The sequence below is a fragment of the Streptomyces sp. col6 genome, from assembly GCF_008042035.1.
In the GTDB taxonomy this organism is placed as follows: domain Bacteria; phylum Actinomycetota; class Actinomycetes; order Streptomycetales; family Streptomycetaceae; genus Streptomyces.
Genome location: NZ_RDBL01000002.1, coordinates 229,800 through 256,413 on the forward strand (window position 1 = coordinate 229,800; position 26,614 = coordinate 256,413).

Here is a 26,614-nt window from a genome sequence, read left to right on the forward strand (position 1 = left end):
GTCAGTGCTGGGCGATCGCCGCGACGAAGCGGGCGGTGAGGGCGGTGGGCGCGGTGATGGCGGTGCCGACGACGACGCTGTGCGCGCCGCGCGCCAGGGCCTCGGCCGCGTCCTCGGGGGTGTTGATACGGCCTTCGGCGACGACGGGTACGCCGATCGCGGCGGCGAGCCGCTCGACCAGGTCCAGATCGGGACCGGTCCGCTTCGGCTGTCCCGGCACGTAGCCGGACAGGGTCGTGGAGACGAAGTCCGCGCCGAGCCCGGCCGCGGTGACGCCCTCGGCGAGGGTGGAGACGTCGGCCATGACGAGGGCGCCGGCCGCGTGGACCGCCTCGACCAGCTCGGCGAACGTCGAGCCGTCGGGGCGCGGCCGGTCGGTGGCGTCCGCCGCGACGACGGCAGCGCCGGCCTCCGCGACCGCGAGGGCGTGGCGGACGGTCGGCGTGATGTACACGCCCACGTCGCCGTCCTTCCACAGCCCGATGACCGGCAGGTCCACGGCGGCCGTGATCGCGGCGACGACCTCGGGCTCGTTGGCCCGGATCGCCGCGCCGCCGCCGGCGACGGCCGACCGCGCGAGCCGTACCAGCGTGGCGGTCTCGCGCATCGGGTCGCCGGGCGGCGCCTGGCAGGACACGATCAGCTTGCCCCGGAGGGTGGTGGCGAGTTCCTGTGCGCTCATCGGAGGGCTCCCGGGTGGTGGAGGGGAAGGGTGGTGGTGAGGGCGGCCGCGCCGAGCACGGCGGCGTCGTGGCCGAACAGCGGGGCGCGCGGGACGAGCCCGCGCAGCGGCCCCATCAGCTCGGCGGCGAACGCGGCCCGCAGCGCGTCCTCGTACAGCGGGCCGATGCGCGGGACCCCGCCGCCGACGACGACCCGGTCGGGGCCGAGCGCGTTGGCGAGCCCGCCGAGTACATGGCCGGCGGCGGACGCGCCCGTGGTGATCGCGGCGACGGCGTCCGCGTCGCCCTCGGCGGCCCGCGCGGCGACGGTCTCCAGACGGTCCACGGGGGCGCCGGTCAGTCGCTCGTAGTGCGCGGCGATGCCCGGCCCGGAGGCGATGACCTCCAGATGGCCGGTGGCCCCGCAGGTGCAGGGCAGCCCGGCCGCCTCGGGGCTCGGCAGATGGCCCAGGTGCCCGGCGATCCCGGACGCGCCGTGCAGCATCCGCCCGTCGGCCGCGACCGCGCCGCCGACCCCGGTGCCGATGGCCGCGAACAGCAGCGAGGCGTGGCCGCCGTGCTCGGCGCGCAGGGCGTCCAGCTCCGGCCCCGCCGTGGCGCGCACGTCGTTGTCGCAGGCCACCGCGTATCCGGTGCGGTCCGCGAGCCCGGCCCCCAGTGGGGTGCCGGCCCAGCCCCGGATCGAGTCGGTGGCGCTGGTGACCCTGCCGGTACGGGGGTCGATGACACCCGCCGCCGCGATGCCGAGCGCGGTCGCGGTGCGGCCGGGATCGACCTCCGCCGCAGCCGCCGCGAGCGCGTCGAGCACCGCCGCCGCGCCGTCGCGGGCCGGGGTGGGCCGGGAGTGCCGGGCGAGCACCGTGCCGTCCGCGCCGAACAGCGCGGCGGCGATCTTCGTACCGCCGAGGTCCAGGCCGACGACCGGTCGCCGCAGGGGAGCCGTCATCGGACCGGCGGCAGACCCGCGCCGCGCAGCCGCCCGGAGACGAACGCGACGGACTCCGCGGACAGCTGGATCTGCGGGAAGACGGTGTCGCCGCACTCGATGATCCCGAGCAGCCTCAGCGCCGCCTTGAACGAGCCGAGCGCCGACGAGCTGCGGCCCATGTCCCCCTCCGGGCCCGCGTCGACCATCGCGAACAGCTCGACCAGCCGCTCCTGCTCCTTGGCGGCCAGCGTCCAGTCCCCGGCGCGCGCGGCCTCGTGGAGCCGTACGTAACCGGCCGGGTCCACATTGCCGATGCCGGGGACGACCCCGTCGGCGCCGGCGAGCAGGGCCGCGTCCACGGTCAGCTCGGACCCGGTGAGGATGCTGAAGTCCGGCACCGGGCCGTGCGTCCGGCCCTCGCGGCCACCCAGCTCGACGACGAGCCGGCGCAGCCCGCCCTCGTCGCCGCTGCTGTCCTTGAGGCCGGCCAGCGTGCCGTCCTCGGCCAGCTCGCGGACCAGGGCGGCGGAGAGCTTGCTGTGCACGGCGACCGGGATGTCGTACGCGAACAGCGGCAGGTCCACCTCGGCGCGCAGCCGGCGGAAGTGCGCGGCGATCTCCCGGGGGTGGGTGCGGGTGTAGAACGGCGCGGTCGCGACCAGGGCGTCCGCGCCGAGAGCGGCGGCGGTCCTGGCGTGCTCGGTGACCCGGGCCGTGGTGGTGTCGATGACCCCGGCGAGGACCGGGACACGGCCGTCGGTGGCATTGACGACGGTCTCCAGGACCGTGCCGCGCTGCTCGTCGGTGAGGTAGGCGACCTCGCTGGTGGACCCGAGTGCGAACAGCCCGTGCACGCCGCCGCCGATGAGGTGCTCGACGAGCCGGGCGAGGGAGGCGGTGTCGATCTCCCCGCGGGAGTCGAGCGGGGTGCAGACCGGCGGGACGACGCCGCGCAGCGGTGCGGTCAGAGACATGGTGGAGGCTCCAGCTGATCGGGATGCCGGTCCGGGGCCCGAACGGCTACCGAGACCGAGACATGAGACGTAAGATGTCCTATGTCTGCTTCACCTTAATCAGATGCTCCTGCGTACGGTCAAGGGGCAACGGCACCTCGGGAGGACGTTGTGGCGCGGCCCACCATGGCTCAGGACATCGAGCGCAGGATCAAGGAGCTGATCCTGGAGCGCCGCCTCGCGCCGGGCGACGCGCTGCCCACCGAGACCGAGCTGATGGACCTCTTCGAGGCCGGCCGGGTCTCCGTGCGGGAGGCCCTGAAATCGCTCCAGGCGGTCAACGTCGTGGAGATCCGCCGGGGCTACGGGACCTTCGTGGGCTCGCTGTCCCTGTCACCGTTCGCCGAGGGCCTGGCCTTCCGCGCGGCCGTCCGCCACCGCCTGGGCGAACCGGGACTGGCCGAGCTGATGAAGGTGCGCGAGGCGCTGGAGGCCGGCCTCGTCGGGGCCGTCGCGGCCGGCGTCCCGGAGGAGGACATCGGCGTACTGCGCGCGCTCGTCGCGAAGATGGAGGACGAGGCGGCGGGCGGCCGGGTCGCCCGCGCCACGGACCGGGCCTTCCACCTCGCCCTCTACGCCTCGCTCGACAACCACCTGCTCAGCGAGGTGCTCGACGCGTTCTGGGCGGCGATGGACCGGGTGCGGGAGGACTTCGACGACGGCCACCAGGACCCGTCGGTCACCTGCTGCCAGCACCGGGAGATCGTGGAGGCGGTCGCGGCGGCCGACGGCGAACGCGCCGTACGCGCCATGCGGACCCACTTCGACGGGATCCGCGACCGGCTCGCGGCCGGCTGACGGCCGTCCGGGGCCGGTCACCCGGCCCCGGACGGCTCGCCTCAGCTCTCGATCAGCCGGTGGAAGAGGACGGTGTCGAAGATGTCCTCCATGCGTACCGCCCGGCCGTCCCGCAGCGTCCAGGAGTGGACGAACGACATCGTCTCGGTACGGCCCCGCCGGGACGTCACCTCCCGGGTGCCGAACACCACCATGCGCTCGCCCGACCGGACGAACTCGTGGGGCCGCAGCCGCATCCCGCCCAGCACGGTGGGCACATGGGCCAGGAACTCCTTCACACCCGCGTGGCCGCGCCGGGTGCCGCCGAGGCCGTACACCGCCATGCCCTCGGGATGGACCCACTCCACGTCCGGATCGAGGGTGTCCAGCAGCGCCCCCACGTCCCGGGCGGCGAACGCCCGGTAGGCGCGGCCCACCAGCGCGTGGGCGGGGGACGGCTCGGCGCGACGGTCCAGGTAGTCCGTCATGACGAGGGTTTCCATACGCGTCTGCATCAGGGCTCTCCTCAGTTCCGGACGTGCTCGGGATACAGGCTCTCCAGGGTGCGGCGGATGCCGTCGCGCCAGCCGACCCGGCACGGACCGGTCAGCGACATCCGCAGCGCGGGGTCGAAGCGATAGGTCTCACGGGTCACGTCGCTGGGGACGAGCCGCGCCTCGATCCCGCTGAGCGCTTCCAGATGGCGTACGCAGTCGGTGATCCCGACCGCCTCGTCGCCGCCCCAGTTGACGACCCGGGCCGGCGTCGTGGCGGCCCGCCACAGGGCGGGCACCTGCGCCACCAGATCGTCCGTGTGCAGCAGCGAGCACCAGTTCTGCCCCTCGCGGGGTACGGGAATGGGCTCGCCGGCCAGCATGCGCTTGAAGTACAGCATCGGGACACCGCCGTAACCGCCGGGCCCGTACGCGATGTTCAGCCGCGCGATGGTGGTCGGCAGGCCGAGCACCCGGGCGAAGGCGCGCACCGCGCCCTCGGTGGCGATCTTGCCCACCGGGTAGGCGGGCAGCCAGTCGGCCACCCCGTCGACCGGGTCGCTCTCGGTGTACGGGTGGTCCAGCGTTTGGCGGGCGTAGAGGGCGCCCGTCGACACGTAGAGGAAGGACTCCGCCGTGCGGCAGTGCTCCATGAGCCGGCCGGCGGCCACCGCGTTCACCTCGGCCACCGCGTTGAAGTCGCCGTCCTCGCCCCGGCGTACGGCGGAGTGCAGGACATGGGTGAAGTCCTCGGGGAGCCCCTTGAGGGAGTCGCCCGAGAGGTCGTCCATGTCCCAGTGCCAGGTGGTGATGCCTTTCCCGGCCAGTTCCGCCTCGACGCCCTCGGCGCCGAAGCGGCCGAGGCACCAGACATCGTTGTGCTCGGCCAGGGCCTCGGCCACGGGCCGGGCGACCTGACCGGTGCCGCCGGTGATCAGGATGCGCTTGCCTGTCGGGAGTGTCGTCACCGTGTCTCTCCTCGCTCGTCGGCCGGCCGTTCCAGCGGTGCCCGGCCGGCCGCGATGCGGTCGGCGTCGGCCAGGGCCCGGTCCAGCTCCCCGCGCAGGATCGACTGGAAGGACGCCACATGCTGGGGGCTCATCAGGGTGTAGTGCTCGCCGGGTACCTCGATGTAGCGGTTCGGCCCGCTCGTGTACGCGTCCCAGCGCCGCAGCTCGTTGTTCAGCCAGTCCTCCTTCGTGCCGCGCAGCGGGGCGGCGTGGAAGACGTGCATCGACGGCACCGACCCGCTGGGTTCGTAGGAGCGGCCCAGGTCCGTCAGCCGGTTGGCCAGCTCCGCCCAGTTCCCGAACTTATCGACGTCCAGGTCGAGTTCGGCGAGGCGTTCCGGCGGGGCCAGCGACATGAGGTGCGTCAGCTGCTCCTCCACGGGCCGGCCGCGCAGGAGTGCGGGCAGTTCCAGCGACTGCTTCTTGTCGATCAGGGCGAGGAAGAACGCGAGATTGGCCGCGGTCTCCACGAAGTCCAGTTCCTCCATGCGGTACTTGATGTGCGGTGGCAGGTTGAAGCTGCCGGTGAAGTCCACCCGCTCCCCCTGGGCCCGGAGCGCCTTGGTGATCTCGAACGCGACCACCCCGCCGTAGGAGTAGCCGGCGACGGCGTACGGACCCTGCGGCTGGCGCTCGCGGATCGCCTCCACATAGGAGTCCACCATCTGCTCGAAGGTGGCGAACGGCTTCTCGCCCTCGTTGAACCCGCGCGCCCGCAGCGCGTAGAAGGGGCGGTCGCCCACGAAGTACTTGGCGAGGTTGACGAAGACCAGGACCTCACCGACGCCGGGGTGCACACAGAACAGGGGTGTCCCGGTACCGCCCGTCTGCATCGGCACGATCGGGTCGTACGCCGCCGCGCCCGTGTCGGCCGGGTCGTCGGCGCCGGCCCGCTCCCCGATCCGGGCGGCCAGGGCCCGGACGGTGGGCGCTGTCAGGACGGTGATGATCTGGAGCCCGGTGACACCGAGCCGCTGGGCGACCCGGCCCCGCAGACGCAGGATGTCCAGCGAGGTGCCGCCCAGTTCGAAGAAGTTGGCGGTGCTGCTGACGGCCGCCGCGTCCAGGTCGAACATCTCCGCGTAGATCTCCGTCAGGACCCGCTCGGTCCGGCCCCGGGGTGCCGTGTAGCCGCCGAGCATGTGCCGGGTCAGTTCCGTGACGCGGTGCCGCTCGGTGTCGTACGCGCCCTCCTCCAGCCGCCGCCGCATCAGCGCGCGCTGGATCTTGCCGAGGCTCGTCTTGGGGAAGGCGTCCTCGGGCAGCGGCAGGACGAGGGCGGGCCGGAACCCCCACTGCATCACCACGCTGCTGCGGACGGCGGTGAGCACCCGGTACAGCTCCGCCTCGTCGCCCTCCGGGACGTCGGGGTGGAAGGCGATCACCAGCTGCTCGGTGTCGCTGCCGGGCGGGCGGATCGGGAAGGCCGCGGTGTAGGAGCCCGCGACCCCGTCGAGCTGTTCGAGCGCCGCCTCTATCTCATGGCTGAAGTAGTTGACGCCGTTGACGATGACGCTGTCCTTGCTGCGGCCCACCAGCGTCAGCCGGCCCCCGTCGATCCGCCCCAGGTCGCCGCTGCGGAACCAGCCGTCGGCGGTGAAGGCCTCGGCGGTGGCGGCGGGGTTGTTGTGGTAACCGGGCGTGATCATGGGCCCGTTGAACTGGAGCTCGCCCACCTCGCCCTCGGGCAGCGCCCGGTCGTCGTCCCCGGCGGAGACCCGGATGCGCAGCCCGTCGACCGGCGTGCCGAGGCTGGCGAACTCCTCGCCCCGGTCCACGTCCGGGAACGCCGCGCGCGAGTAGACGCTGCCCGCGCAGGTCTCCGTCATCCCGAAGGCCGGCCACAGGGCGTCCGGGGCGAGCCCGTGGGCCGCGTACCGCTCCAGGAACGTCTCGCCGGTGGCGCGGACCACGGCCTCGCCGCCGCTGATGATGTGGCGCAGCCGGGACAGGTCGAGCACCTCGCCGGCCCCGGTCAGCCGCTCGGCCGACGCGTTGAGCAGCCCCAGCAGGAAGTTGGGGGTGAACGTCATGGTCACCTCGTGCCGGGAGGCGAGGCGCAGGAACTCCAGGGGTTCGCCGAGGACGACGGGCGTCTCGACGTGGACCTGGCGGCCACCGGTGTACAGGGGGAGGAGGTGGCACTCCAGCAGGGCCGCCACATGGTCGAACGAGACCCAGTTCAGCGTGGTGTCCGCGGGGCCGAGGCGGTGGGCGCTGTTCTTCCCGGCCATGGACGCCAGCAGGTTGCCGTGGCTGAGCTTCACCGCCTTGGAGGCACCGGTCGAACCGGACGTCAGGACGAGGACGGCGGTGTCTTCGGGGGAGGCCCGGTGCGGCACGGCGGGCTCCGCGCCGTACAGCCCGTCCAGCGGGGCGACGACGGCGCCCGGCACCGGGGGCAGTTCGGCGGCGAGCGACGCGCTGGTGACGATCAGGGGCCGGTCCAGCAGCGTGTGCACATGGCCGAGCTGAGCCGCCCAGCGCTCCGGGTCGGTGCGCAGCGGGGCCATGGGGCACGGCACGAAACCGCCGAGCACGCAGCCCCAGAACGCGGTGAGGAACTCCTGCGGGCGCTCCAGGACGAGGACCACGTTGTCCTTCGGGCGCAGGCCGCGGGCGCGGAGGCCGGCCGCCACCCGGCCGGCCTCGGCCAGGAGTTCCGGGTGGCTCCGTTCGGTGAAGCCCGTGTCGGCTCCCCCGGAGCAGTGGCGGATGCCCGTGCCGGGGTGGTGCCGGGCGGCGCGGATCAGGAGGTCGGCGATGCTCTGCGTGGGTGCGCGGTTCACGATGGTCTGTCTCCCGTTACCTCGGTGCGTGGCGGGCCTGGCGCTCCCGCGGGACTCGGAGTTGCCGCACGGCGATCGGTCGGCCGGTCCCGGCCGGGTACGCCACCGAGGCCGTCCAGCCCTCGGGTACGGACACCTCGGTGACCCACCAGTCGGTGGGGGGCGCGAGGGTGCCGGCGGTGACCCGGCCCGACCCCCGTACCGTCCGCAAGGAGCAGCGCATGACCGCCCGAACCCCCCGCTACACGGGAGTGATCCCGCCCGTCGTCACCCCGCTCACCGCGGACGGCGAGCTCGACCTCCCCTCCCTCGAGCGGGTCGTGGGCCATCTCATCGACGGCGGTGTCACCGGTCTCTTCGCCCTCGGCAGCTCCGGTGAGACCGCCTACCTCACCCCGGGACAGCAGGACCGGGTCATCGAGGCAGTCACCGCCGCGGCCGGCGGCCAGGTGCCGGTCCTCGTCGGCGCGATCGAGACCACCACCAACCGGGCGGTCGAGCGCGCCCGCCGCGCGGCCGAGCTGGGCGCCGACGCCGTCGTCGTGACCGCACCCTTCTACACCCGCACCGACGGAACGGAGATCGACCGCCACTTCAGGGACGTCGCGGCTGCCCTCGACCTGCCGGTCCTGGCGTACGACGTGCCGGTCTGCGTCCACAGCAAGCTCGACCCGGAGCTGCTGCTGCCGCTCGCCGCCGACGGTGTGCTGGCCGGGGTGAAGGACTCCAGCGGCGACGACGGCTCGTTCCGACGGCTGGTCATCGGGGCCCGGGAGCTGCCGGAGTTCTCCGTGCTCACCGGTCATGAGCTGGTCGTCGACGCGATGATGCTCGGCGGCGCCGACGGCTCGGTACCGGGGCTCGGCAATGTCGACCCGCACGGTTACGTACGTCTCCACGAGGCCGCGACGCGCGGCGACTGGGCCGCCGCACGGGCCGAACAGGACCGGCTGGTCGCGCTCTTCGACATCATCCGGGCGGCACGCCCCGGCACGGCGTCCGCCACGGCGGCCGGGCTCGGCGCGTTCAAGACCGCGCTGATGCTGCGCGGCGTCATCGCCACCAATGTGATGAGCCCGCCGATGCGCCGGCTGGACGCCGGGGAGACGGCCGCGGTCGCCGCCTGCCTGGAGCGCGCGGGGCTCGCCACGGTCTGACGCGTACGGAGCGCCGCAGACAAAAGGTCCGGCCGGGCAGCTCAGGGCTGCCGGGCCGGACCTCTTCGTGCTCGGGGGAGCGTCAGATCACTTCTTCGCGGCGCGGGCGCGGCGCATCAGCAGACCGCCACCGAGGACCATCGCGGCGCTGGCGCCACCGGCGATGCCCAGGTTCTCGTTGGCACCGGTGTGCGCCATCTGCGGCGGCTTGTGGTGCTTGGGCGGCGTGTGGTGCCAGCCGGTGTGGGTCGGCGGGTTGTGGGTCGGCGGGTTGGTGGTCGGCGGGTTGTGGTGGTGACTGGGCGGGCAGTCGTCGTCGTGGTGGTGCACCGGGGGCTTCGGGGGCTTCGGCGGGTGGTGCGGCTTCGGCGGGTTGTGCTCGTTGCCGCAGTTGCAGTCGTGGTCGTGGTGACCCTTCGGCGGCTTGTGGTGCGGGGGCTTGTGGTGCGTCGGCGGCTCCTCGGTGGGCGGGTTGCCCTCGTCGCCACCACCGTTCTCGCACTTGTTGCCGGCGGCCGGGTTCAGCAGGCCCACCACGTTGATGCTGTTGCCACAGACGTTGACCGGGATGTCGACCGGGGCCTGGACCACGTTGCCCGAGAGCACGCCGGGGGAGCCGGCGGCCACGCCCTGGGCGCTCGCGCCCTGCGAGCCGCCGTTCTCCGAGTCACCGCCCTTGTTCTCGCACTTGTTGCCGAAGGCGGGGTTGAGCGCGCCGACCACGTTGACCGTGTTGCCGCAGACGTTGACGGGCACGTGCACCGGGACCTGGACGACGTTGCCCGAAGCGACGCCGGGCGAGCCGACGGCCGCACCGTCGGCCGTGGCATCGGCGAAGGCATAGCCGCCGGAGGCGGTCAGGATGCCTGACGCCGCCGCCATGACGAGCATGCTTTTACTCAAGGCTTTTCGCATTGGTGCCCTTCCTTGGGACATTTCTCGCGGACGCGCGGCCCGCAGTTCGTTCATCAGGCGGTGCAGCAGCCGTCGGACCTGCCCATGTAGGGAACGGCCCACCCGGCGGAGCGGCTTGACGACACCCATAACGACGTCCGCGTGCGCGAGAAACGTGAATCCGGTGAATTTCCTGTGAGCACGCGGCGAGGCTACGAGTGAACGTTTCCTCTCTCGATTTCCGACAGTATGACTCGATCACTTTCGTACGGACGTCCGTGTCTTCCCGGCATTCGAGTGAATAGTGATAACCAAACGCCGGCCCGGCAGTTGTTCAGGGCGCTCCGGCTACGGGGTATCCAGTACGAGAAGGGTTCATCGTGATCAAGAAGGTCCTGGCTACGGGTGCCGTCGCCGCCTCCATCCTCGGGCTCGGCGCCACGCAGGCGATGGCCATCGGCAACGACGGCGGGACGACCTCGGTCAACGGCAACGGTGCCTCGCAGTCGTTCGGCAACGCCGTGACCAAGGGTGACGGCAGCCCCCAGTTCGACCTGGTCCAGGGCTCGCTGAACAAGCCCTGCGTCGGTCTGCCGCTCAAGGCGAACGTCGGTTCGCTCATCGGTCTCGTCCCGATCGCGGTCCAGGACGTCAACGTCCTGTCCAACCCGCAGAACCAGCAGTGCACCGAGAACTCCACCCAGGCCAAGGGCGACGAGCCGCTGTCGCACATCCTGGACGGCATCCCGGTCCTCTCGGGCAACGGCGCCGGCAACAGCTGATCCGGCCCTGTCACGGGCCCGGACCGCCGGCGTTCCTCCTCCCTGTGGTCCGGGCCCGTCGCTGCCCTCCGTGTCCACCCGCCCGGACCTCGCACGATCCGGGTGGAGACACGGGAGGGTGACCGAAACTGCGTCATTCGGGCGGTATTCGGGTCATCTGCTCGCTGAGCAGTTTCGCATATCGTCCTAAATCGTTACGAATGAAGGCGGCGGAGTCACGAGCGATCAGGTCCGCGCTCGTGCGGCACGAAAGCCGTGACCGCTCCGGACTCCGCCGAAGAAAGGGTTTCCAGTGAAGTACACCAAGATCGCCGCCGTCGCCGCCGGTACGCTCATGGCCGTGGGTGCCGCCACCCCCGCGTTCGCCGACTCGGGTGCCGAGGGTGCCGCCGTCGCGTCCCCGGGCGTCATCTCCGGCAACACCATCCAGGTTCCGGTTCACATCCCGGTCAACGTCTGCGGCAACACCATCGACGTCATCGGCCTGCTGAACCCGGCCTTCGGCAACGCCTGCGTCAACGACTGATTCAGGCACGCCGAATTCTCTCGGCTCGAAAGCCCCGGACCCCGCTCCACGCGGTCCGGGGCTTTCCCGTGCGTGCCCTCCATTCCCGGCCTGCGGGGAATCCGTAACGCCCGCGAGGAAAAAGGATCGGTTCCCCCAGTTGCCCCGTCCCGGCCGGGTCGTTAGGCAAGGGGAAAGCGGCGGAAGTCACGGACAAAGAAGGTTCGTGCGGCGCGGGGACGCGACCGAGTGAACCGCCGCCGGAGAAGGGAACCCGAAAGTGAAGTACGCGAAGTCCGCCGCACTCGTCGCCGGTTCCGTGGTCGCACTCGGCACGGCTGCCCCCGCCTTCGCCGTCACCACGCCCACGGCCCCCAGCTTCAGCCTCGACGGAGGCGTCAACCAGGTGACCGCGGCCGCCCCGCAGGTGGTCGACCCGGTCCTCGGCACCGTCAGCGACGCCGCCGACAACCTGCACGAGAACGGAACCGTCACCAAGGTCGCCGGTCAGGCCACCGGAGCGGTGAAGGACGCGGCTCCCCTCCTCGGCGGCCTGCCGCTCTCCCGCTGACCCCGCTGCGCTCGCACGTTCGACCGCGCCCGACTTCCGGTCGTATGCACACCTTTCGAGTGACGTGCCACAACCATTCCCGCGACGCCGAGTTGATCAGTGCGCTCGGCACCGGCGGGCAACCAGAGAAAAACCAGAAGGGCAGTTTCATGATCAAGAAGATGATGGCCTCGGCGGCCGTCGCCGCATCGATCGTCGGCGTCTCCGCCGCGGTCGCCCCGTCGGCCATGGCCATCGGCAACGACCAGGGCACCACCACCGTCAACGGCAACGGTGCCATGCAGGCGTACGGCAACTCCGCCACCCACGGTGACTGGAGCCCGCAGTTCGCGCTCATCCAGGGCTCGCTCAACAAGCCCTGCATCGCCCTGCCGGCCAAGGCCAACGTCGGTTCGCTGCTCGGCGTCGTGCCGATCTCGGTCCAGGACATCAACGTCCTGTCCTCGCCGCAGAACCAGCAGTGCACCGAGAACTCCACCCAGGCCAAGGGTGACGAGGCCCTGTCGCACATCCTGGACGACATCCCGATCCTCTCGGGCAACGGTGTCGCCAACGACTGACGGGCCCGACGCCCCGCGGGGCCGGTGCGTCCGCGGCAGCCGTACACCGGCCGTCGCGGACCCGCCGGCCCCTTGCGCGTACCCGGACCCGAGCGGCCCGGTGGTCGTCCGTACGGGCGGACCGCTGGGCCGCTTGCCGTAGCGGGGGAGGCCGGTTCCCGCCGCACCGGGTAGGGCCCCCTCATGGACCAGCACCACAGCCGGCACCCGCAGGGCTCCACCCCGATCTACGACCGCCTCGTCGCCGAGTGGCAGGCCGCGCGCGCCGCCCCGGCACCGGAGCCCTCCCGCGCGGGTGGCCTCGTGCCCGCGGCGCGGACCTCGGACGAGGTGAACGGCAGGGGCTGACACGGGACGGCCCGTCGAACTCATGCCGGATGCAACCCATATGAGTGGATCAGCGGAACCGAAACCTCCGCCCGGGGTTGATCAGTACGTTCCAGAACGGAACGCTCCGAAAGGTGAAGCGTGATGAAGAAGATGATGGCCGGCGCGGCAGTGGCCGTGTCCCTGGTCGGCCTGTCGGCCGCCGCGGCCCCCTCGGCCATGGCGATCGGCAACGACGGGGGAACCACCTCGGTCAACGGCAACGGTGCCGCCAGCTCGTACGGCAACGCCGAGACCCAGGGTGACGGCAGCCCGCAGGCCCAGCTCATCCAGGGCTCGCTCAACGACCTGTGCCTGGGCGTCCCGGTCAAGGCCAACGTCGGTTCGCTGGTGGGCCTGCTCGTGCCCGTGGCGGTCCAGGACGTCAACGTCCTGTCCAACCCGCAGAACCAGCAGTGCGCCGACAACTCCACCCAGGCCAAGGGCGACGAGCCCCTGTCGCACCTGGTGGACGACATCCCGGTCCTCTCCGGCAACGGCGTCGGCAACAACTGATTCCGTACTCCGCCCGCGGCGGGCGGCCCGGTTCCGGGCGGCCCGCCGCGCGTCGTCCGTCCTGTGCGACGTGTGCGCGTACGGCATGACGGAGGCCCATCACCCTCTCCGGGTGATGGGCCTCTTCCGTGCGGGGCGGGTCAGCCGAGGCTGCGCACCGGGAGCACACAGTGCGCCGAGGTCGCGATGACGTCCGGGTCACCGGCGAAGGCGCGCAGCTCCGCCTCGCCGACCGGGAGGCCCGGCGCGCCCTGCGGCCACGGGCGGGTGGCGAACATCGCGTGCACCTCGCCCTGGTCGCGCGACGCCGCCAGCCACTCGGGCGGCACCGGGTACTGCGCTTTGAAGTGAGGCATCGTCAGGACGGCCTGACCGGCTTGCACGAGGAGCTTCACGGGGAGCCCGGGGGTCTCGTCGGCACGCACCGGGGCGCCGCCGACGGTGAGCCCGCTGCGCTGCAACGCGAGCCGCATGGCGTGCTCGCCGGCCGCCGGGCCGTCCGAACCGTCGCCCAGCGAATAGGCGAGCAGGAAGGCGGCGTCGCGCCCGCTCTGCCGGTACTCGCCGCTCCAGCCGATGAGGATGAGGGTGCCCAACTGGGCCTGCGTGAACGTGCCGGTGGCTGTCTCGGGGGAGGTCATGTGCCGCACCCTAACCGTCCGCGACCGGTCCAACTCCATGCGTATCACCCGATCGGGGGACGACTGCCGACAACCCGGCCCGCGCGAAATAATCCGTTGAGCCGCCGGGGCGCAGGGGGCTATCGTGTGCGACGAGACGGACGGCGGATGGCCGCCGGTTCCGGACATGGACGAATGCGGAGGTGAGGACATTGACGACGGTCGTTGCGATGGGCGCTGCCCACAAGTCGAAGTTCCTCTGTGTCACCTCCGTGGCCACCGGCTGACCTCTTCAGACCTCCGCGCCGACGCGCGCACCGCCGGGGCCACCCTGTGAAGGGTTTCCCTTGTCTTTCCCGTCTTCCTCCCTCTCTTCCTTCTCTTCCTCCGCCGCCGCGCACCCGCTCGCCCCGTACGGTTGGGACGCCGACTGGGCGGCCGAGTTCGCCCCGTACGCCGCTCAGGGACTGGTGCCCGGACGTGTGGTGCGCGTGGACCGCGGGCGCTGCGACATCGTCACGCCCGAGGGCACGATCTGGGCCGACACCGCCTTCGTCGTGCCGCGCGACCCGATGCGGATCATCTGCACGGGCGACTGGGCCGCCGTCGACCCCGACGGCGACCCGCGGTTCGTCCGTACGCTGCTGCCGCGGCGCACCGCGTTCGTCCGCTCCACCTCGTCCAAGCGCTCCGAGGGCCAGGTGCTCGCCACCAACGTCGACCACATCGCCATCTGTGTCTCGCTGGCCGTGGAACTGGACCTCGGCCGGGTCGAGCGGTTCCTCGCCCTGGCCATGTCCAGCACGGACGGCGCCGCGCTGCTCGGCGACGCCGCCGGGGCGGGGGAGCGGACCGCCGAACCGATCGTCGTCCTCACCAAGGCCGACCTGGTTCCCGACGCGGTCACCCTCTCCCACCTCGTCGAGGACATCGAGCGCATCGCACCGGGTGTCCAGGTGCTCCCGGTCAGCTCCGCCACCGGCGAGGGCGTCGACGTGTTCTCGGCGATCGTCTCCGGCGGTACGAGCGTGCTCCTCGGGGCCTCCGGCGCCGGCAAGTCCACTCTCGCCAACACCCTGCTCGGCCAGGACGTGATGGAGGTCCAGGCCGCCCGCGACGTGGACGGCAAGGGCCGGCACACCACCACCACCCGCAACCTGCTCGTCCTGCCCTCGGGCGGAGTCCTCATCGACACCCCCGGACTGCGCGGGGTCGGGCTCTGGGACGCCGGGGTGGGCGTCGGCCAGGTCTTCTCCGAGATCGAGGAACTGGCCGAGGACTGCCGGTTCCACGACTGCGCCCACGAGGCGGAGCCCGGCTGCGCCGTGCGGGCCGCGATCGAGGACGGCACCCTGCCCGAACGCCGCTTCGACAGCTACCGCAAGCTCCTGCGCGAGAACCAGCGCATGGTCGCCAAGACCGACGCCCGCGTCCGGGCCGAGATCCGGCGCGACTGGAAGCGCAAGGGTGCCGAGGGCCGGGCCGCGATGGATGCCAAGCGCGGCCGGATCCGGTAGCCGGTACACCCCGGGTCGACGTCCGAAAACCGCGAGTGCGTGAGCCCGGCGGGGCGCACACTGGACGGTGTGATGGACGAAGAGACCAGGTACGAGGCGGTGAGCAGCCGCGACGCCCGTTTCGACGGCGAGTTCTTCTTCGCCGTCGAGACGACCGGCATCTACTGCCGGCCGAGCTGCCCCGCCGTCACCCCGAAGCGGAAGAACGTCCGCTTCTACCCGACCGCGGCGGCCGCCCAGGGCAACGGCTTCCGGGCCTGCCGCCGCTGCCGCCCGGACGCCGTCCCCGGCTCCGCCGAGTGGAACGTCCGGGCCGATGTGGTCGGGCGCGCCATGCGGATGATCGGCGACGGCGTGGTGGACCGGGAGGGCGTCCCCGGGCTCGCCGGACGGCTCGGTTACAGCGCCCGCCAGGTGCAGCGCCAGCTCAACGCCGAACTGGGTGCCGGACCCGTCGCCCTCGCCCGTGCCCAGCGCGCGCACACCGCCCGGATCCTGCTGCAGACCACCGCCCTGCCCGTCACCGAGATCGCCTTCGCGGCCGGGTTCGCGAGCGTGCGCCAGTTCAACGACACCGTCCGCCAGATCTACGCCCGCACCCCGAGCGCCCTGCGCGCCGAAGCCGGAACGGGGCTGGGCGCCGCCGTCCGCGAGGCGCGCACCACCGGCATCCCGCTGCGCCTCGCCCACCGGGGACCGTACGCGGCCCGGGACGTCTTCGACCTGCTCGCCGCCGGTACGGTCGCCCGGGTCGAGGAGGTCAGCGGGGAGCCCGGCGGCCGTACCTACCGGCGCACGCTGCGCCTCCCGTACGGCACCGCGGTCGCCGCCGTGGACGAGCGGTCCGCCGGCGGCTGGCTGGACGCCCGCATCCACCTCACCGATCTGCGTGACCTGACCACGGCGGTGCAGCGGCTGCGCCGGCTCTTCGACCTGGACGCCGATCCGTACGCCGTCGACGAGCTGCTGGCCGCCGACCCGCGGCTCGCCCCGGACGTCGCGGCCCGGCCGGGTGTGCGCTCGCCGGGGGCCGCCGACGCCGAGGAGTTCGCCGTACGGGCGCTGGTGGGCGACGCGGCGGCGGGGGAACTCGTCGCGGAGTACGGCAAGGCGCTCGACGTACCGTGCGGCGGGCTGACCCATGTCTTCCCGGACCCGGACGTGCTCGCCGATGCGCCCGGTGACCCGGCCCTGCGGGCACTCGCGAGCGCCCTCGCCGACGGCACCGTACGGCTGGACGCGGGCGCCGACCGGGACGAGGCGGAACAGGCGCTGCGCCGGCTGCCCGGCCTCGGCCCCGCCACCGCCGCGCTGATCCGGATGCGCGCCCTGGGCGACCCGGACACGGACCCGTACGGGACCCCCGGCGCGTCGCGCTGGCGGCCCTGGCGCTCGTACGGGGTGCGCCGGGCGCGGCGGGAGGGTCAGCCCCAGACCAGCGCGCCCAGCCAGGCGCCCGTCACCAGCAGGCACGCGAACAGTTCGACGAGCACCGAGTAGCCGGTCGCCCGCATCACGGAGCGGACCGACGCCCAGCCCGCGCCCCGGCTGCCGAGGCGCAGCCGTTCGGCCCCGTAGATCACCCCGACGTAGCCGGCGACCGCGCCGACGACGGGCACGACGAAGAAGCCGGCGATCGCGCCGATCCCGCCCAGCATCAGCGTGCGGCGCGGGGCCCCCGACTCGCGGGGCCGGCGCGGCGGCAGGAGGGGTTTGAGCGCCTGGTTCAGCAGGAGCAGCGCGGTGGCCCCGATCAGCACGACCCAGGCGGCCGGGGTCATGTCGGTGAGTGCCCACCACAGGACGGCGGCCCAGACGATCGCCTGCCCCGGTACGCCCGGCACCAGGACACCGATCAGCCCGAGCAGCATGACCAGGCCGACGGCGACGAGCTGCCACACACTCATCTGTCCAGCGTGCCGGAGTCCGGCGCGTCCCGCCCGTTCGCATGCCCGCCCCGGGCGGCCGTCGGCGCAGCTCAGGGGGTGTTACGGGAGGGAGCGGGCCCGGGGTTCGCGGGCCACCCAGCCCCGCTCGTAGGCGTGCCAGCCGAGCTGGAGCCGCGTCGAGACACCGGTGAGCTCCATCAGGCCCTTGACCCGGCGCTGCACGGTCCGCAGCCCCAGTTCCAGCTGCTTGGCCACGCTCGCGTCGGTCAGCCCGGCCAGCAGCAGCGAGAGGATCTCCAGATCCGTCGGGTCCGGCCCGCCGGGATCCTCCAGGACCGTGCCGCTCTCCCCGAGCCGCAACGGCATCGCCTCGCGCCACACCGCCTCGAAGAGCCCCATCAGTGACTCCAGCAGGCCCGAGGCGTGCACGACCAGCGCGGCGGGCTCCGCGCCCCGGCCGGTCAGCGGCACCATGGCCAGCGCCCCGTCGGCGATCACCAGCTTCGTCGGGACGCGGGGGACGACCCGGCACTGCTCGTCGCGGCTGAGCGCCGCCGACAGCTCCAGGATTCCGGACTCCAGGCCCAGCACCTCGCGCTCGATGACCACCCGGAACGAGACGCCGCGCGTGGCCGCCTCCTCCTCGGACTCGTTCTCCAGGCCGCTGACCGCGATCGGCTTCCCGGTGACCAGCGCGCACACCTCGCTCGTCGCCCCCAGCTGGAGCTGGTGGAAGCGGTGCGCGACCGCGCTCGCCCCGGTGACCACCTCGACCAGGTCGTGCACGGCCGGTTCGGCGGAGTCCGCGCGGTACTCCTCGGCCAGCAGCACCGCCGCCAGCTCCGCCTGCTCCAGCTGATGGCGCTGCTGGGTGAGCAGGGCCCCCAGCGCCACCCCGGGCGGCGCCGCGACCCACCGGCCCGTGCGGGCGGAGGACTGGGCGGCCAGGCCGTGCTGCTCCAGCCGGCGCAGCGCGCGTTCGGTGTCCTGTTCGGGAAGGGCCAGCCGGTGCGAGAGATCGGACAGTTCGGCGGCCCCCAGCGCCACGAGTGCGCGGTAGGCCGACTCCTGCCTCTCGTCGAGACCTATGGCTCCCAGCATCCCCGATCCCTCCCCGGAGCAGTGCGTACGCATGTCGGCGCATCCGCCGTGGCGAGAAGTCGCCACGGCGTAATCTCGCCACGGCACATCATCGCCGTACGGTGCGCCACTCTGCCAATGTGTCGGCACAGCCGATGCGAGGGCGCTGCCGCACAGGCCACCGGCCTGACGCCGGTTCAACGGACCGGTCCGCCGGGCTCCCTTCCCGTGGGGGGTGGGGGTGCCCGGCGGACCTTTTTCGGGATGCCCGTTTTCGTACGCCCCCGGCGGTCGACAATAAGGACATGAGTCAGCAGGGGGAGAGGCCGGCGGCCCACGAGGACGACTGGTGGCGCAGGCTGTACGACGAATCCGCCCCGGACGCCGGGGCGAGCCCGGCGGCCGACAGTCTCGACGACCGCTTCGACTCGGCGTCCGGCACGGTGGCGTCCGGGAACGGGGCGGGGTACGGGACCCGGGCGATACCGGAGGCGCGGGAGGCGGACACCGGGCCGGACGCCGTGGCTCCTGCCCCGGAGAAGGCCGTCACCCGCACGCCGGGGGAGGCTCCGGCCCGTGCCGTGGCGGGGGCTCCGTGGGGAAGCCCGCCCGGCGCGGTCGTCCCCGCTCCGTGGGAGGCGCCGGCCGGCGGGCCGGTTCAGCCACGTACGTTTCCGGGGCCGGTTCCCGAGCCTCCGCCGCCGGACCCCGAGCCGGCCGTCGTGGCCGATCCGCGCCTCGACGGGGAGGCACCGGACGTGCCCCCGCTGCCCAGGCGCCCCGTCGCCGACCGGCCGGCGGCGGACGGTCGGGGCGCCGGCGAACAGCCCACGGAGACCGCCGCCGCACCCCGGCCCCCGGTCGCGTACGTGGGCGCCCGGCCGCCCACCTACGACGCCGAGCCCACGGCGCTGCCCGCCACCGACCCGTACGAGCTGGACCGCCTCGTCCCGGACACAGTGCTGGACGGTGCCACCTACGGGACGTACACCCTGCGCGCCGCGTCGGTGCGCGGGGACTCCGCCCGGTTCCGGGGCGAACCGCGCCGCGACGCGCTGCTGACGGCACGTTTCGGCAGCGGGGAGAGCGCGCTCGTCCTTGTGGCCGTCTCGTGCGCGTCCCGGGGAGCGGAAGGGGCGCACACGGCATCGGCGGACGCCTGCCACTGGATCGGCGAGGCCGTCGGACGCAGCCACGCCCGGCTCTCCGACGACATAAGGGCGGGCCGGCGCGCCGACCTCAAGTCCGGACTGCACCGGCTCACCGACCGCGCCTTCGGCAAGCTGCGCGCCCGCGCCGCCCAGCTCGGCGTCGAACCGGACGCGTACACCGCGAGCCTGCGCTGCCTGCTGCTGTCCGCCGACCCCGACTGCCGTACCCGGGTCTTCTTCGGCATCGGCGGCGGCGGTCTCTTCCGGCTCCGCGACGGCAGCTGGCACGACCTCGAACCCGCGCTTCCCCCGCAGGCCGCGCTGAGCGGGGAGCCGGTGGTCGGCTTCGGCTCCTCCGCGCCCGAGAGCGGGCCCGACGGCGACCGGCTGACCATGGACCTGGACATCGTCACCGGACCCGCTCCGTACGTCGAGGACCCGCTCCCGCCGCCTGCGGAACCGTTCCGCTTCCGGGCCTCCGTCGCCCGGCCGGGGGACACGCTGCTGCTCTGCGGTGCGGGTCTCGCCGAGCCGCTGCGCGGGGAACCGGAGCTGGCCGGCGAGCTGGCCGAACGCTGGTCGCCGGTGGCGGCGCCGGGGCTCGGGGCGTTCCTCGCGGACACCCAGATCAGGGTGAAGGGGTACGCCGACGACCGGACGGCGGTCGGCGTCTGGGAGGCGTAACGGCGCACGCCATGGGTTGATGGACTCCGGACACCCGTCCGGGCCGGGGTTTGGCACTCCGCGTCCCGGACAGCCGAACGTGCACGGAGCCCAGGCAGAGGGAGTGCGTCACCCATGGCCAAGCAGAACGTGTCGGAGCAGTTCGTCGACATCCTCGCGCGGGCGGGCGTCAAGCGCCTGTACGGGGTCGTCGGTGACAGCCTCAACCCGGTCGTCGACGCCGTGCGGCGGCACGCGGACCTGGAGTGGATCCAGGTCAGGCACGAGGAGACGGCGGCGTTCGCGGCCGGCGCGGAGGCGCAGATCACCGGGGACCTGGCGGCCTGCGCCGGGTCGTGCGGTCCGGGCAACCTGCATCTCATCAACGGCCTGTACGACGCCCACCGCTCGATGGCGCCGGTGCTCGCGCTCGCCTCGCACATCCCGTCGAGCGAGATCGGCCTCAACTACTTCCAGGCGACCCACCCCGAGCTGCTCTTCCAGGAGTGCAGCCACTACAACGAGATGATCTCCAACCCGCAGCAGATGCCCCGGCTGCTCCAGACCGCCATCCAGCACGCGGTCGGCCAGGGCGGGGTCAGCGTCGTCACGATGCCGGGCGACGTCGCCGGTCAGCCCGCCCCGGAGCGGTCCGCCGAACACGCCCTGGTCACCTCGCGGCCCACCGTGCGGCCCGGCGACGGCGAGATCGAGAAGCTCTGCCGGATGGTCGACGAGGCCAAACGGGTGACGCTGTTCTGCGGCAGCGGCACGGCGGGCGCGCACGCCGAGGTCATGGAGTTCGCCGAGCGGGTCAAGGCTCCGGTCGGGCATGCCCTGCGCGGCAAGGAGTGGATCCAGTACGACAACCCGTTCGACGTCGGCATGAGCGGGCTGCTCGGCTACGGCGCCGCCTACGAGGCCACCCACGAGTGCGATCTGCTGATCCTGCTCGGCACGGACTTCCCGTACAACGCCTTCCTGCCCGACGACGTGAAGATCGTGCAGGTCGACGTGCGGCCCGAGCACCTGGGCCGGCGCACCAAGCTGGACCTGGCCGTCTGGGGCGACGTGCGCGAGACCCTGCGCTGTCTCACGCCCCGGGTGAAGGCGAAGAGCGACCGCAAGTTCCTCGACCGGATGCTCAAGAAGCACACCGACGCGCTGGAGGGCGTGGTCAGGGCGTACACCCGCAAGGTCGAGAAGCACGTGCCGATCCACCCCGAGTACGTGGCCTCGGTGCTGGACGAACTGGCCGACGAAGACGCCGTGTTCACCGTCGACACCGGCATGAACAACGTCTGGGCGGCGCGCTATCTGACGCCCAACGGGAAGCGGCGGGTGATCGGTTCGTTCAGCCACGGTTCGATGGCGAACGCGCTGCCGCAGGCCATCGGCGCGCAGTTCACCGACCGCAACCGGCAGGTCGTCTCCATGTCGGGCGACGGCGGATTCACCATGCTGATGGGTGACTTCCTGACCCTCGTCCAGTACAACCTGCCGGTCAAGGTCGTCCTGTTCAACAACTCCGCGCTGGGCATGGTCGAACTGGAGATGCTGGTCGGCGGGCTGCCGTCCTTCGGAACGACCAACAAGAACCCCGACTTCGCCGCCGTGGCGCGCGCGTCGGGGGCGTACGGCGTCCGCGTCGAGAAGCCCAAGGAGCTGACGAGCGCCCTGAAGGACGCGTTCAAGCACAAGGGGCCGGCCCTCGTCGACGTGGTCACCGACCCCAACGCGCTCTCCATCCCGCCGAAGATCAGCGCGGACATGGTGACCGGCTTCGCTCTCTCCGCCAGCAAGATCGTGCTCGACGGCGGAGTGGGCCGGATGCTGCAGATGGCCCGCTCCAACCTCCGTAACGTGCCGCGTCCCTAGGGCCTGTCTTCAAGCTCCCCTCTGCCGTGCGACGCCTGGCACGCACTCTCGCCGCACCGGCCGAGATCCCAAGTACGTCCAGTACGAGGGATCGCGGCCGGCACGCCGAGAGCACGCACCAGACGCCGCACGGCCGCCCTCCGGGCGACGAGGGGAGCTTGAAGACAGGCCCTAAGCCGCGGGCATGACCTCCACCCGCTGTCCGTCCAGCAGGTACCCGGGCAGGAACGGCCGTTTCGTGGTGACCGGGAAGCCCTGGTCGTAGGCGAGGCAGGCCAGGGCCAGCGGGCCGAGCGCCACCCGGGCGCGCGGCGCCGTCGAGTCGCCCCAGTAGGAGCCGTGATGGGCGACGGCCTCGTCGAGTGCCTCGGTGAAGGCATCGTGGTCGCGGGTGAACAGCCGGTGGAACAGGGCCGCCGGCTGGTAGTCGACGAGATTCACGAAGTCCTTGGGCGCCCGGGTCAGGGCCTCGGGCGCCGACGTCTGCATGGTGGCGACCAGCTTCTCCACGACCTCGTCACCCGGCCGCTCGCACCAGTAGCTCTGCAGCGTGTCGATCCAGTGGAGCACGTACGGGTCGACGCCCTCGTCCGCGCGCAGCACCTCCAGCGGGACCCGGCAGAGGCGGGCGGACCGCTGCCGGTCGCGGCAGACGAGGCTCAGATAGAAGGCGTCGAGCCAGGCGCGGGCGTCCGCAGGCGGCGCGGCGGGCATCGCGGGCAGCTCCCCCTCGGTCTCCTCGCCGAGGTAGTACTTCTGGGCCTGCGCACCGGTGAAGAGCGCGGTGCCCAGCTGGAGCGCGGTGGCCCAGGCGTTCCAGCCCTCGACGCGCGCCAGCTCCGGGTCGGTGGCGCAGTGGGCGTGGCTCAGCGCGACGGCCGGGGCGAAGGCCTCTTCGAGCCCGGCGGGCGCGTGGGCGAGGGCGCCGGCCGTGGCGCGCGTCAGCGCGTCGATGTCGGGGGCCGCCCCGCTGCCGGGAAGCCGCCCCGCCCGGTCCAGACCGGCCAGGCCCTTCATGAGCCCGAGCAGTTCGGACGGCGGCCGGAGGGAGAACGTACGACTGTCCTCGTCGATGACCGTGAGCGAGGTCAGTCCGCCCCCGTGCCACCAGTAGACCTGGGGGGAGAGCCGGCCGGGCCCGTCCTCGTAGGCGCCGAGCGCGTAGGCGGCGAGGTCGTTGACCGCGTCGACGACGGAACCGTCGGTGATCGGGTGGAACGCCAGCAGATGGCGGGTGGGCACGACGACCAGGGCGCCCGCCTCCGGCAGCGGCCGCCCGGTGACCCGGCGGGACAGCTCGGACAGGAACAGCGCGTTGCTCGCAACGAAGTGGGAGTCGCCGTACACCGAGTGCAGCGTCGCCCGGCCGTCGATGTCGACCAGCTCGTGCTCGACGGGCGTGCGCATCAGGTTCGCGTACGCCGCCTCGCCGAGCTTCTCCACGCCGACGCGTTCGACATCGGGGTCGGTGAGGATGCGCACGGACGTGGGGGCGTCCAGGGCGTAGCCGAAGACGAGGCCGTCGGCGACCACGCGGGCGTAGCGCATGGCCCCGGCGATCTCCGGCGTCAGCGAGCCGGTGGGCAGCAGCCGTGCGTGCGTGCCGCGCAGCAGTTCGTCGATGGTGGGGGTGTGGCCGGGGGCGCCAGCGTCGTCGTGGTTCACCCGTCGACCCTACAAACCGGCGCTGACAGAGAGTCATGAGGGGGCGTGCGACGACCTCTTGGCACCCTCAGAGCCATGTGACATATTACTGACGTGGTCACGAGACAGCCTCTGGATGTTGTCGTCGTCGGTGCCGGAGTCGTCGGCGCCGCCTGCGCGTACTACGCCACCCGGTCCGGGCTCTCGGTCGCGGTGGTGGACGGTGGACCGGTCGCCGGCGGCACCACGGGGGCGGGGGAGGGGAACCTCCTGGTCTCCGACAAGCCGCCCGGACCGGAACTCTCCCTCGCGCAACTCTCCGCCTCCCTCTGGCGCGAGCTGTCCGCGACGCTGCCCCGCGCGGTCGAGTACGAGCAGAAGGGCGGGCTCGTCGTCGCGGCGGACGAGGCGGCCCTGGCCGGCCTGACCGCGACCGCCGCCGGACAGGCCGGAGCCGGGGTACGCACCGTCGCCGTCGCCCCGCACGAACTGCCCGAACTGGAACCCCATCTGGCCCACGGCCCGGCGGGCGGCGTCCTCTACCCGGAGGACGCCCAGGTCCAACCCTCGCTCGCCGCAGCCCACTTGATCCGCGCGGCCCGCGACGCCGGGGCGGACCTGCACCTCGGCCGCCCGGTCACCGCCGTGCTCACCGGCCCGACGGGTGCGGTGCGTGGTGTCCGCACCCCGGCGGGCGACCTGCTCGCCCCGGCCGTGGTCAACGCGACGGGCGTCCGGGGCGGGGAGTTCGCCGCGCTGGCCGGGGTCGAGCTGCCCGTCCTGCCCCGGCGCGGCTTCGTCCTGGTCACCGAGCCGCTGCCGCCGCTGATCAGGCACAAGGTCTACGCCGCCGAGTACGTCGCGGACGTCGCCAGCGCCTCGGCCGCCCTCCAGACGTCCCCGGTCGTGGAGGGCACCCCCGCCGGGCCCGTCCTCATCGGCGCCAGCCGGGAACGGGTCGGCTTCGACCGCACCCTGTCCGTGCCGGTGATCAGCAGGCTGGCGGAGGCGGCCGCCGTACTGTTCCCGGTCCTCGGCACCGCCCGGGTGCTGCGCGCCTACCACGGCTTCCGCCCGTACCTGCCCGACCACCTCCCCGCCATCGGCCCCGATCACCGTGTGCCCGGCCTCTTCCACGCCTGCGGCCACGAGGGCGCGGGCATCGGCCTCGCCCCGGCGACGGCGGCCCTGGTGGTGGCAGCGGTCCGGGGCGAGGAACCACCGCTCGACCCCGCGCCGTTCAGCCCGGACCGTTTCGGGGCGGCGGCGCCCGGCCGGGGGGTCGGGTCCGCGTAGCCGCCCCGGCCGGGCAGGGGCGCCGCTCCTTCCCCGGCGGTCCGCGCACCCACGAGACAGGAGCCCCGGTGAGACGAGCACGCCGACGCGACGGCGACCCCGCCCGGACCCCCGCCGGCCTGGCCGGTGCCGCGCCCGGCCCCGGCTTCGAGATCACCTTCGACGGGCGCCCGGTGCGTGCCCTGCCCGGACAGAGCATCGCGGCCGCGCTGTGGGCCGCCTCCGTGCTCAGCTGGCGGACCACCCGGGTCAACGGGAGGCCCCGGGGCGCCTTCTGCGGCATCGGCTCCTGCTTCGAGTGCCTGGCCACGGTCAACGGCCGGCCCAACCTCCGCGCCTGCCTCCAGCCCGCCCGCCCCGGCGATGCCGTCACCACCCAGGAAGGGAACGGACATGCGGTCCTCCTCCCCTGACCTCGCCGAAGTCGCCGTGGTGGGCGCGGGGCCCGCCGGGCTCGCCGCCGCCGTCACCGCCGCCGACGCCGGACTCGACGTGCTGTTGCTCGACGCGGCCGACGCCCCCGGCGGCCAGTACTACCGCGCGCCCGCCCCCGGCCTCGGCGCCGCCCGGCCCGAGGCCCTGCACCACGGCTGGAAAACCTTCACCGCGCTCACCGCCCGCCTGGCCCGCCACCGCGACGCCGGACGCCTGCGCCACCTCACCGGCCACCAGGTCTGGGCGGTGACACGGACCGGCGAGGACCACACCCTGCACGCGCTCACCGGACCCGACGGCCGTGAAGGCGTCACCCTGCGCGCCCGCCGCCTCGTCCTCGCGACCGGTGCCGTCGAGCGCCAACTCCCCTTCCCCGGCTGGACCCTGCCCGGCGTGGTCGGCGCGGCCGGGGCGCAGGCGATGCTCAAATCGGGCCTCGTCCTGCCGGGCCGGCGCGTCGTCGTCGCCGGGAGCGGCCCGCTGCTCCAGGCCGTCGCCCTCTCCCTCGCCCGCGCCGGCGCCCGCGTGCCCGCACTGGTCGAGGCCGCCGGCTACGCGGCGTACGCCCGCGCGCCGCAGGTCCTGGCCGCGAACCCGGACCGGCTCGCCGAAGGCGTACGCCACCGGGCCGGACTGGCCCGGTACGGGGTGCGGATGCTCGCGCACCGCGCCGTCACCGCCGTCCACGGCACCGAGCGCGTGGAAGGGGTCACGGTCAGCCGGCTCGACCGCGCATGGCGGCCCGTGCCGGGGACCGGGCGGCGCATCGACTGCGACGCGCTCGCCGTCGGCCACGGCCTCGTCCCGCAACTGGACCTCGCCCTCGGACTCGGCTGCGCCACCCGCACCGACGCGGACGGCTCGGCCGTCCTGGAACGCGACGAGGACCTGCGCACCACCGTGCCCGGGGTCTGGGCCGCCGGGGAGACCGGCGGCATCGGCGGGGTCCGGATCGCCCTGGCCGAGGGGGAGTCGGCCGCCCTCTCGGTGATCGCCGAAGCGCGCGGCGGGTGGCCCCCGGCCCGCGCGGCGGGACTGCGCCGTCGCCGGCGCCGGATGCGTGGCTTCGCGGCGCTCATGGGGACCGTGCACCGGCCCGGACCCGGATGGACCGAGTGGCTCGCCCCCGACACCGAGGTCTGCCGGTGCGAGGAGGTCACCGCCGGCACGATCCGTACCGCCGTCGACGAACTGGGCGCCGGCGACAGCCGCACCGCCAAACTCCTCACCCGGGCCGGCATGGGCTGGTGCCAGGGCCGGACCTGCGGCTTCGCCGTCCGCGCCCTCGCCGGTCCGCCCGGCCCCGACGCGACCCCCGGCCGGCGCCCGCTCGTCTGCCCCGTCCCGCTCTCCACGCTCGCCCGGACCGCCCGGTCCGAGGATGCCTGACCACCCG

Annotated in this window: 26 protein-coding genes; 15 read left to right on the forward strand and 11 right to left on the reverse strand. The window is 73.3% G+C overall.

From position 1 onward, the window contains the following. Nucleotide 1: 1 nt before the first annotated feature. The 3 genes from EAO73_RS01135 to EAO73_RS01145 are packed head-to-tail and all read right to left on the reverse strand — an operon-like array spanning nucleotide 2 to nucleotide 2,585. Nucleotides 2-682: an N-acetylmannosamine-6-phosphate 2-epimerase gene (locus tag EAO73_RS01135; protein ID WP_147969571.1), complete on the reverse strand. Its 681-nt coding sequence runs from the start codon at nucleotides 680-682 to the stop codon at nucleotides 2-4. Further along, a complete protein-coding gene (locus EAO73_RS01140) occupies nucleotides 679-1,629 on the reverse strand; it encodes an ROK family protein (RefSeq protein ID WP_147969572.1) in 951 nt (316 codons plus the stop codon). The genes EAO73_RS01135 and EAO73_RS01140 overlap by 4 nt, the downstream gene beginning before the upstream one ends. After that, entirely contained in the window at nucleotides 1,626-2,585 is a 960-nt protein-coding gene (locus EAO73_RS01145) for a dihydrodipicolinate synthase family protein (protein ID WP_147969573.1), read from the reverse strand. Before EAO73_RS01145 ends, EAO73_RS01140 begins: the two co-directional genes overlap by 4 nt. Before the next feature lie 150 nt (nucleotides 2,586-2,735). On the opposite strand from EAO73_RS01145, the gene EAO73_RS01150 reads away from it, so the two are divergent. Next, nucleotides 2,736-3,422, forward strand: a complete 687-nt coding sequence (locus EAO73_RS01150) for a FadR/GntR family transcriptional regulator (RefSeq protein ID WP_147969574.1) — start codon at nucleotides 2,736-2,738, stop codon at nucleotides 3,420-3,422. Nucleotides 3,423-3,463: 41 nt separating this feature from the next. On the opposite strand, the gene EAO73_RS01155 is transcribed toward EAO73_RS01150, so the two are convergent. Genes EAO73_RS01155 through EAO73_RS01165 form a run of 3 tightly spaced genes read right to left on the reverse strand, consistent with a single transcriptional unit; the run spans nucleotide 3,464 to nucleotide 7,694 of the window. After that, the gene (locus EAO73_RS01155) at nucleotides 3,464-3,916 is read right to left on the reverse strand and encodes a nuclear transport factor 2 family protein (protein WP_224756133.1); all 453 of its coding nucleotides are present in this window, start codon (nucleotides 3,914-3,916) and stop codon (nucleotides 3,464-3,466) included. Nucleotides 3,917-3,927: 11 nt separating this feature from the next. After that, nucleotides 3,928-4,863, reverse strand: a complete 936-nt coding sequence (locus EAO73_RS01160) for an NAD-dependent epimerase/dehydratase family protein (RefSeq protein ID WP_147969575.1) — start codon at nucleotides 4,861-4,863, stop codon at nucleotides 3,928-3,930. Next, a complete protein-coding gene (locus EAO73_RS01165) occupies nucleotides 4,860-7,694 on the reverse strand; it encodes a non-ribosomal peptide synthetase (RefSeq protein WP_147969576.1) in 2,835 nt (944 codons plus the stop codon). The genes EAO73_RS01160 and EAO73_RS01165 overlap by 4 nt, the downstream gene beginning before the upstream one ends. Before the next feature lie 221 nt (nucleotides 7,695-7,915). Here EAO73_RS01165 and EAO73_RS01170 point away from each other — a divergent pair, with 221 nt between their 5' ends. Next, complete coding sequence (locus EAO73_RS01170) at nucleotides 7,916-8,851, forward strand: dihydrodipicolinate synthase family protein (protein ID WP_147969577.1); 936 nt, start codon at nucleotides 7,916-7,918, stop codon at nucleotides 8,849-8,851. A gap of 87 nt (nucleotides 8,852-8,938) precedes the next feature. Here EAO73_RS01170 and EAO73_RS37195 read toward each other — a convergent pair whose 3' ends face one another. After that, nucleotides 8,939-9,742 (reverse strand): chaplin, encoded by an 804-nt coding sequence (locus EAO73_RS37195; RefSeq protein ID WP_147969578.1) that lies wholly within the window; start codon nucleotides 9,740-9,742, stop codon nucleotides 8,939-8,941. Between the two features lie 383 nt (nucleotides 9,743-10,125). On the opposite strand from EAO73_RS37195, the gene EAO73_RS01180 reads away from it, so the two are divergent. The 6 genes from EAO73_RS01180 to EAO73_RS01200 all read left to right on the forward strand — a co-directional run bounded on the left by EAO73_RS01180 (nucleotide 10,126) and on the right by EAO73_RS01200 (nucleotide 13,045). Beyond that, nucleotides 10,126-10,527: a rodlin gene (locus EAO73_RS01180; protein WP_147969579.1), complete on the forward strand. Its 402-nt coding sequence runs from the start codon at nucleotides 10,126-10,128 to the stop codon at nucleotides 10,525-10,527. 292 nt (nucleotides 10,528-10,819) lie between these two features. Continuing rightward, nucleotides 10,820-11,053, forward strand: a complete 234-nt coding sequence (locus tag EAO73_RS01185) for a chaplin (protein WP_132901047.1) — start codon at nucleotides 10,820-10,822, stop codon at nucleotides 11,051-11,053. 259 nt (nucleotides 11,054-11,312) lie between these two features. Beyond that, complete coding sequence (locus EAO73_RS01190) at nucleotides 11,313-11,603, forward strand: hypothetical protein (protein WP_147969580.1); 291 nt, start codon at nucleotides 11,313-11,315, stop codon at nucleotides 11,601-11,603. 149 nt (nucleotides 11,604-11,752) lie between these two features. Next, nucleotides 11,753-12,163: a rodlin gene (locus EAO73_RS01195; protein WP_093704946.1), complete on the forward strand. Its 411-nt coding sequence runs from the start codon at nucleotides 11,753-11,755 to the stop codon at nucleotides 12,161-12,163. A gap of 183 nt (nucleotides 12,164-12,346) precedes the next feature. Then, nucleotides 12,347-12,511: a hypothetical protein gene (locus EAO73_RS35815; protein WP_191133891.1), complete on the forward strand. Its 165-nt coding sequence runs from the start codon at nucleotides 12,347-12,349 to the stop codon at nucleotides 12,509-12,511. A 123-nt stretch (nucleotides 12,512-12,634) separates the two neighbouring features. Then, on the forward strand, nucleotides 12,635-13,045 hold the full coding sequence (locus EAO73_RS01200) for a rodlin (protein ID WP_147969581.1): 411 nt from the start codon (nucleotides 12,635-12,637) through the stop codon (nucleotides 13,043-13,045). A 140-nt stretch (nucleotides 13,046-13,185) separates the two neighbouring features. Here the strand turns inward: EAO73_RS01200 and EAO73_RS01205 are convergent, their stop codons facing one another. Continuing rightward, nucleotides 13,186-13,686, reverse strand: coding sequence for a DUF5949 family protein (locus EAO73_RS01205; RefSeq protein ID WP_147969582.1), 501 nt, complete (start codon nucleotides 13,684-13,686; stop codon nucleotides 13,186-13,188). A gap of 326 nt (nucleotides 13,687-14,012) precedes the next feature. On the opposite strand from EAO73_RS01205, the gene rsgA reads away from it, so the two are divergent. Next, the gene (rsgA, locus tag EAO73_RS01210) at nucleotides 14,013-15,182 is read left to right on the forward strand and encodes a ribosome small subunit-dependent GTPase A (protein WP_147969583.1); all 1,170 of its coding nucleotides are present in this window, start codon (nucleotides 14,013-14,015) and stop codon (nucleotides 15,180-15,182) included. 72 nt (nucleotides 15,183-15,254) lie between these two features. Next, entirely contained in the window at nucleotides 15,255-16,682 is a 1,428-nt protein-coding gene (locus EAO73_RS01215) for a DNA-3-methyladenine glycosylase 2 family protein (protein ID WP_147969966.1), read from the forward strand. Here the strand turns inward: EAO73_RS01215 and EAO73_RS01220 are convergent. Together EAO73_RS01220 and EAO73_RS01225 are read right to left on the reverse strand one after the other, a co-directional pair. Further along, the gene (locus EAO73_RS01220; RefSeq protein ID WP_191133892.1) at nucleotides 16,607-17,089 is read right to left on the reverse strand and encodes a DUF456 domain-containing protein; all 483 of its coding nucleotides are present in this window, start codon (nucleotides 17,087-17,089) and stop codon (nucleotides 16,607-16,609) included. The two genes, EAO73_RS01215 and EAO73_RS01220, sit on opposite strands and share 76 nt — an antisense overlap. An 81-nt stretch (nucleotides 17,090-17,170) precedes the next feature. Beyond that, complete coding sequence (locus EAO73_RS01225) at nucleotides 17,171-18,172, reverse strand: helix-turn-helix transcriptional regulator (protein ID WP_147969584.1); 1,002 nt, start codon at nucleotides 18,170-18,172, stop codon at nucleotides 17,171-17,173. A 284-nt stretch (nucleotides 18,173-18,456) separates the two neighbouring features. Between EAO73_RS01225 and EAO73_RS01230 the strand changes: the two genes are divergently transcribed. Continuing rightward, a complete protein-coding gene (locus EAO73_RS01230) occupies nucleotides 18,457-19,986 on the forward strand; it encodes a protein phosphatase 2C domain-containing protein (protein WP_147969585.1) in 1,530 nt (509 codons plus the stop codon). A 114-nt stretch (nucleotides 19,987-20,100) separates the two neighbouring features. Then, entirely contained in the window at nucleotides 20,101-21,843 is a 1,743-nt protein-coding gene (locus EAO73_RS01235) for a pyruvate dehydrogenase (RefSeq protein ID WP_147969586.1), read from the forward strand. 171 nt (nucleotides 21,844-22,014) lie between these two features. Here EAO73_RS01235 and EAO73_RS01240 read toward each other — a convergent pair whose 3' ends face one another. Further along, nucleotides 22,015-23,508: an immunity 49 family protein gene (locus tag EAO73_RS01240; RefSeq protein WP_224756134.1), complete on the reverse strand. Its 1,494-nt coding sequence runs from the start codon at nucleotides 23,506-23,508 to the stop codon at nucleotides 22,015-22,017. Nucleotides 23,509-23,601: 93 nt separating this feature from the next. On the opposite strand from EAO73_RS01240, the gene EAO73_RS01245 reads away from it, so the two are divergent. From EAO73_RS01245 to EAO73_RS01255, 3 genes are all read left to right on the forward strand, one after another. Further along, the gene (locus EAO73_RS01245) at nucleotides 23,602-24,783 is read left to right on the forward strand and encodes an NAD(P)/FAD-dependent oxidoreductase (protein ID WP_147969587.1); all 1,182 of its coding nucleotides are present in this window, start codon (nucleotides 23,602-23,604) and stop codon (nucleotides 24,781-24,783) included. Between the two features lie 68 nt (nucleotides 24,784-24,851). Next, the gene (locus tag EAO73_RS01250; protein WP_147969588.1) at nucleotides 24,852-25,196 is read left to right on the forward strand and encodes a (2Fe-2S)-binding protein; all 345 of its coding nucleotides are present in this window, start codon (nucleotides 24,852-24,854) and stop codon (nucleotides 25,194-25,196) included. After that, complete coding sequence (locus EAO73_RS01255; protein WP_147969589.1) at nucleotides 25,177-26,607, forward strand: NAD(P)/FAD-dependent oxidoreductase; 1,431 nt, start codon at nucleotides 25,177-25,179, stop codon at nucleotides 26,605-26,607. Before EAO73_RS01250 ends, EAO73_RS01255 begins: the two co-directional genes overlap by 20 nt. The last annotated feature ends 7 nt before the right edge of the window (nucleotides 26,608-26,614 follow it).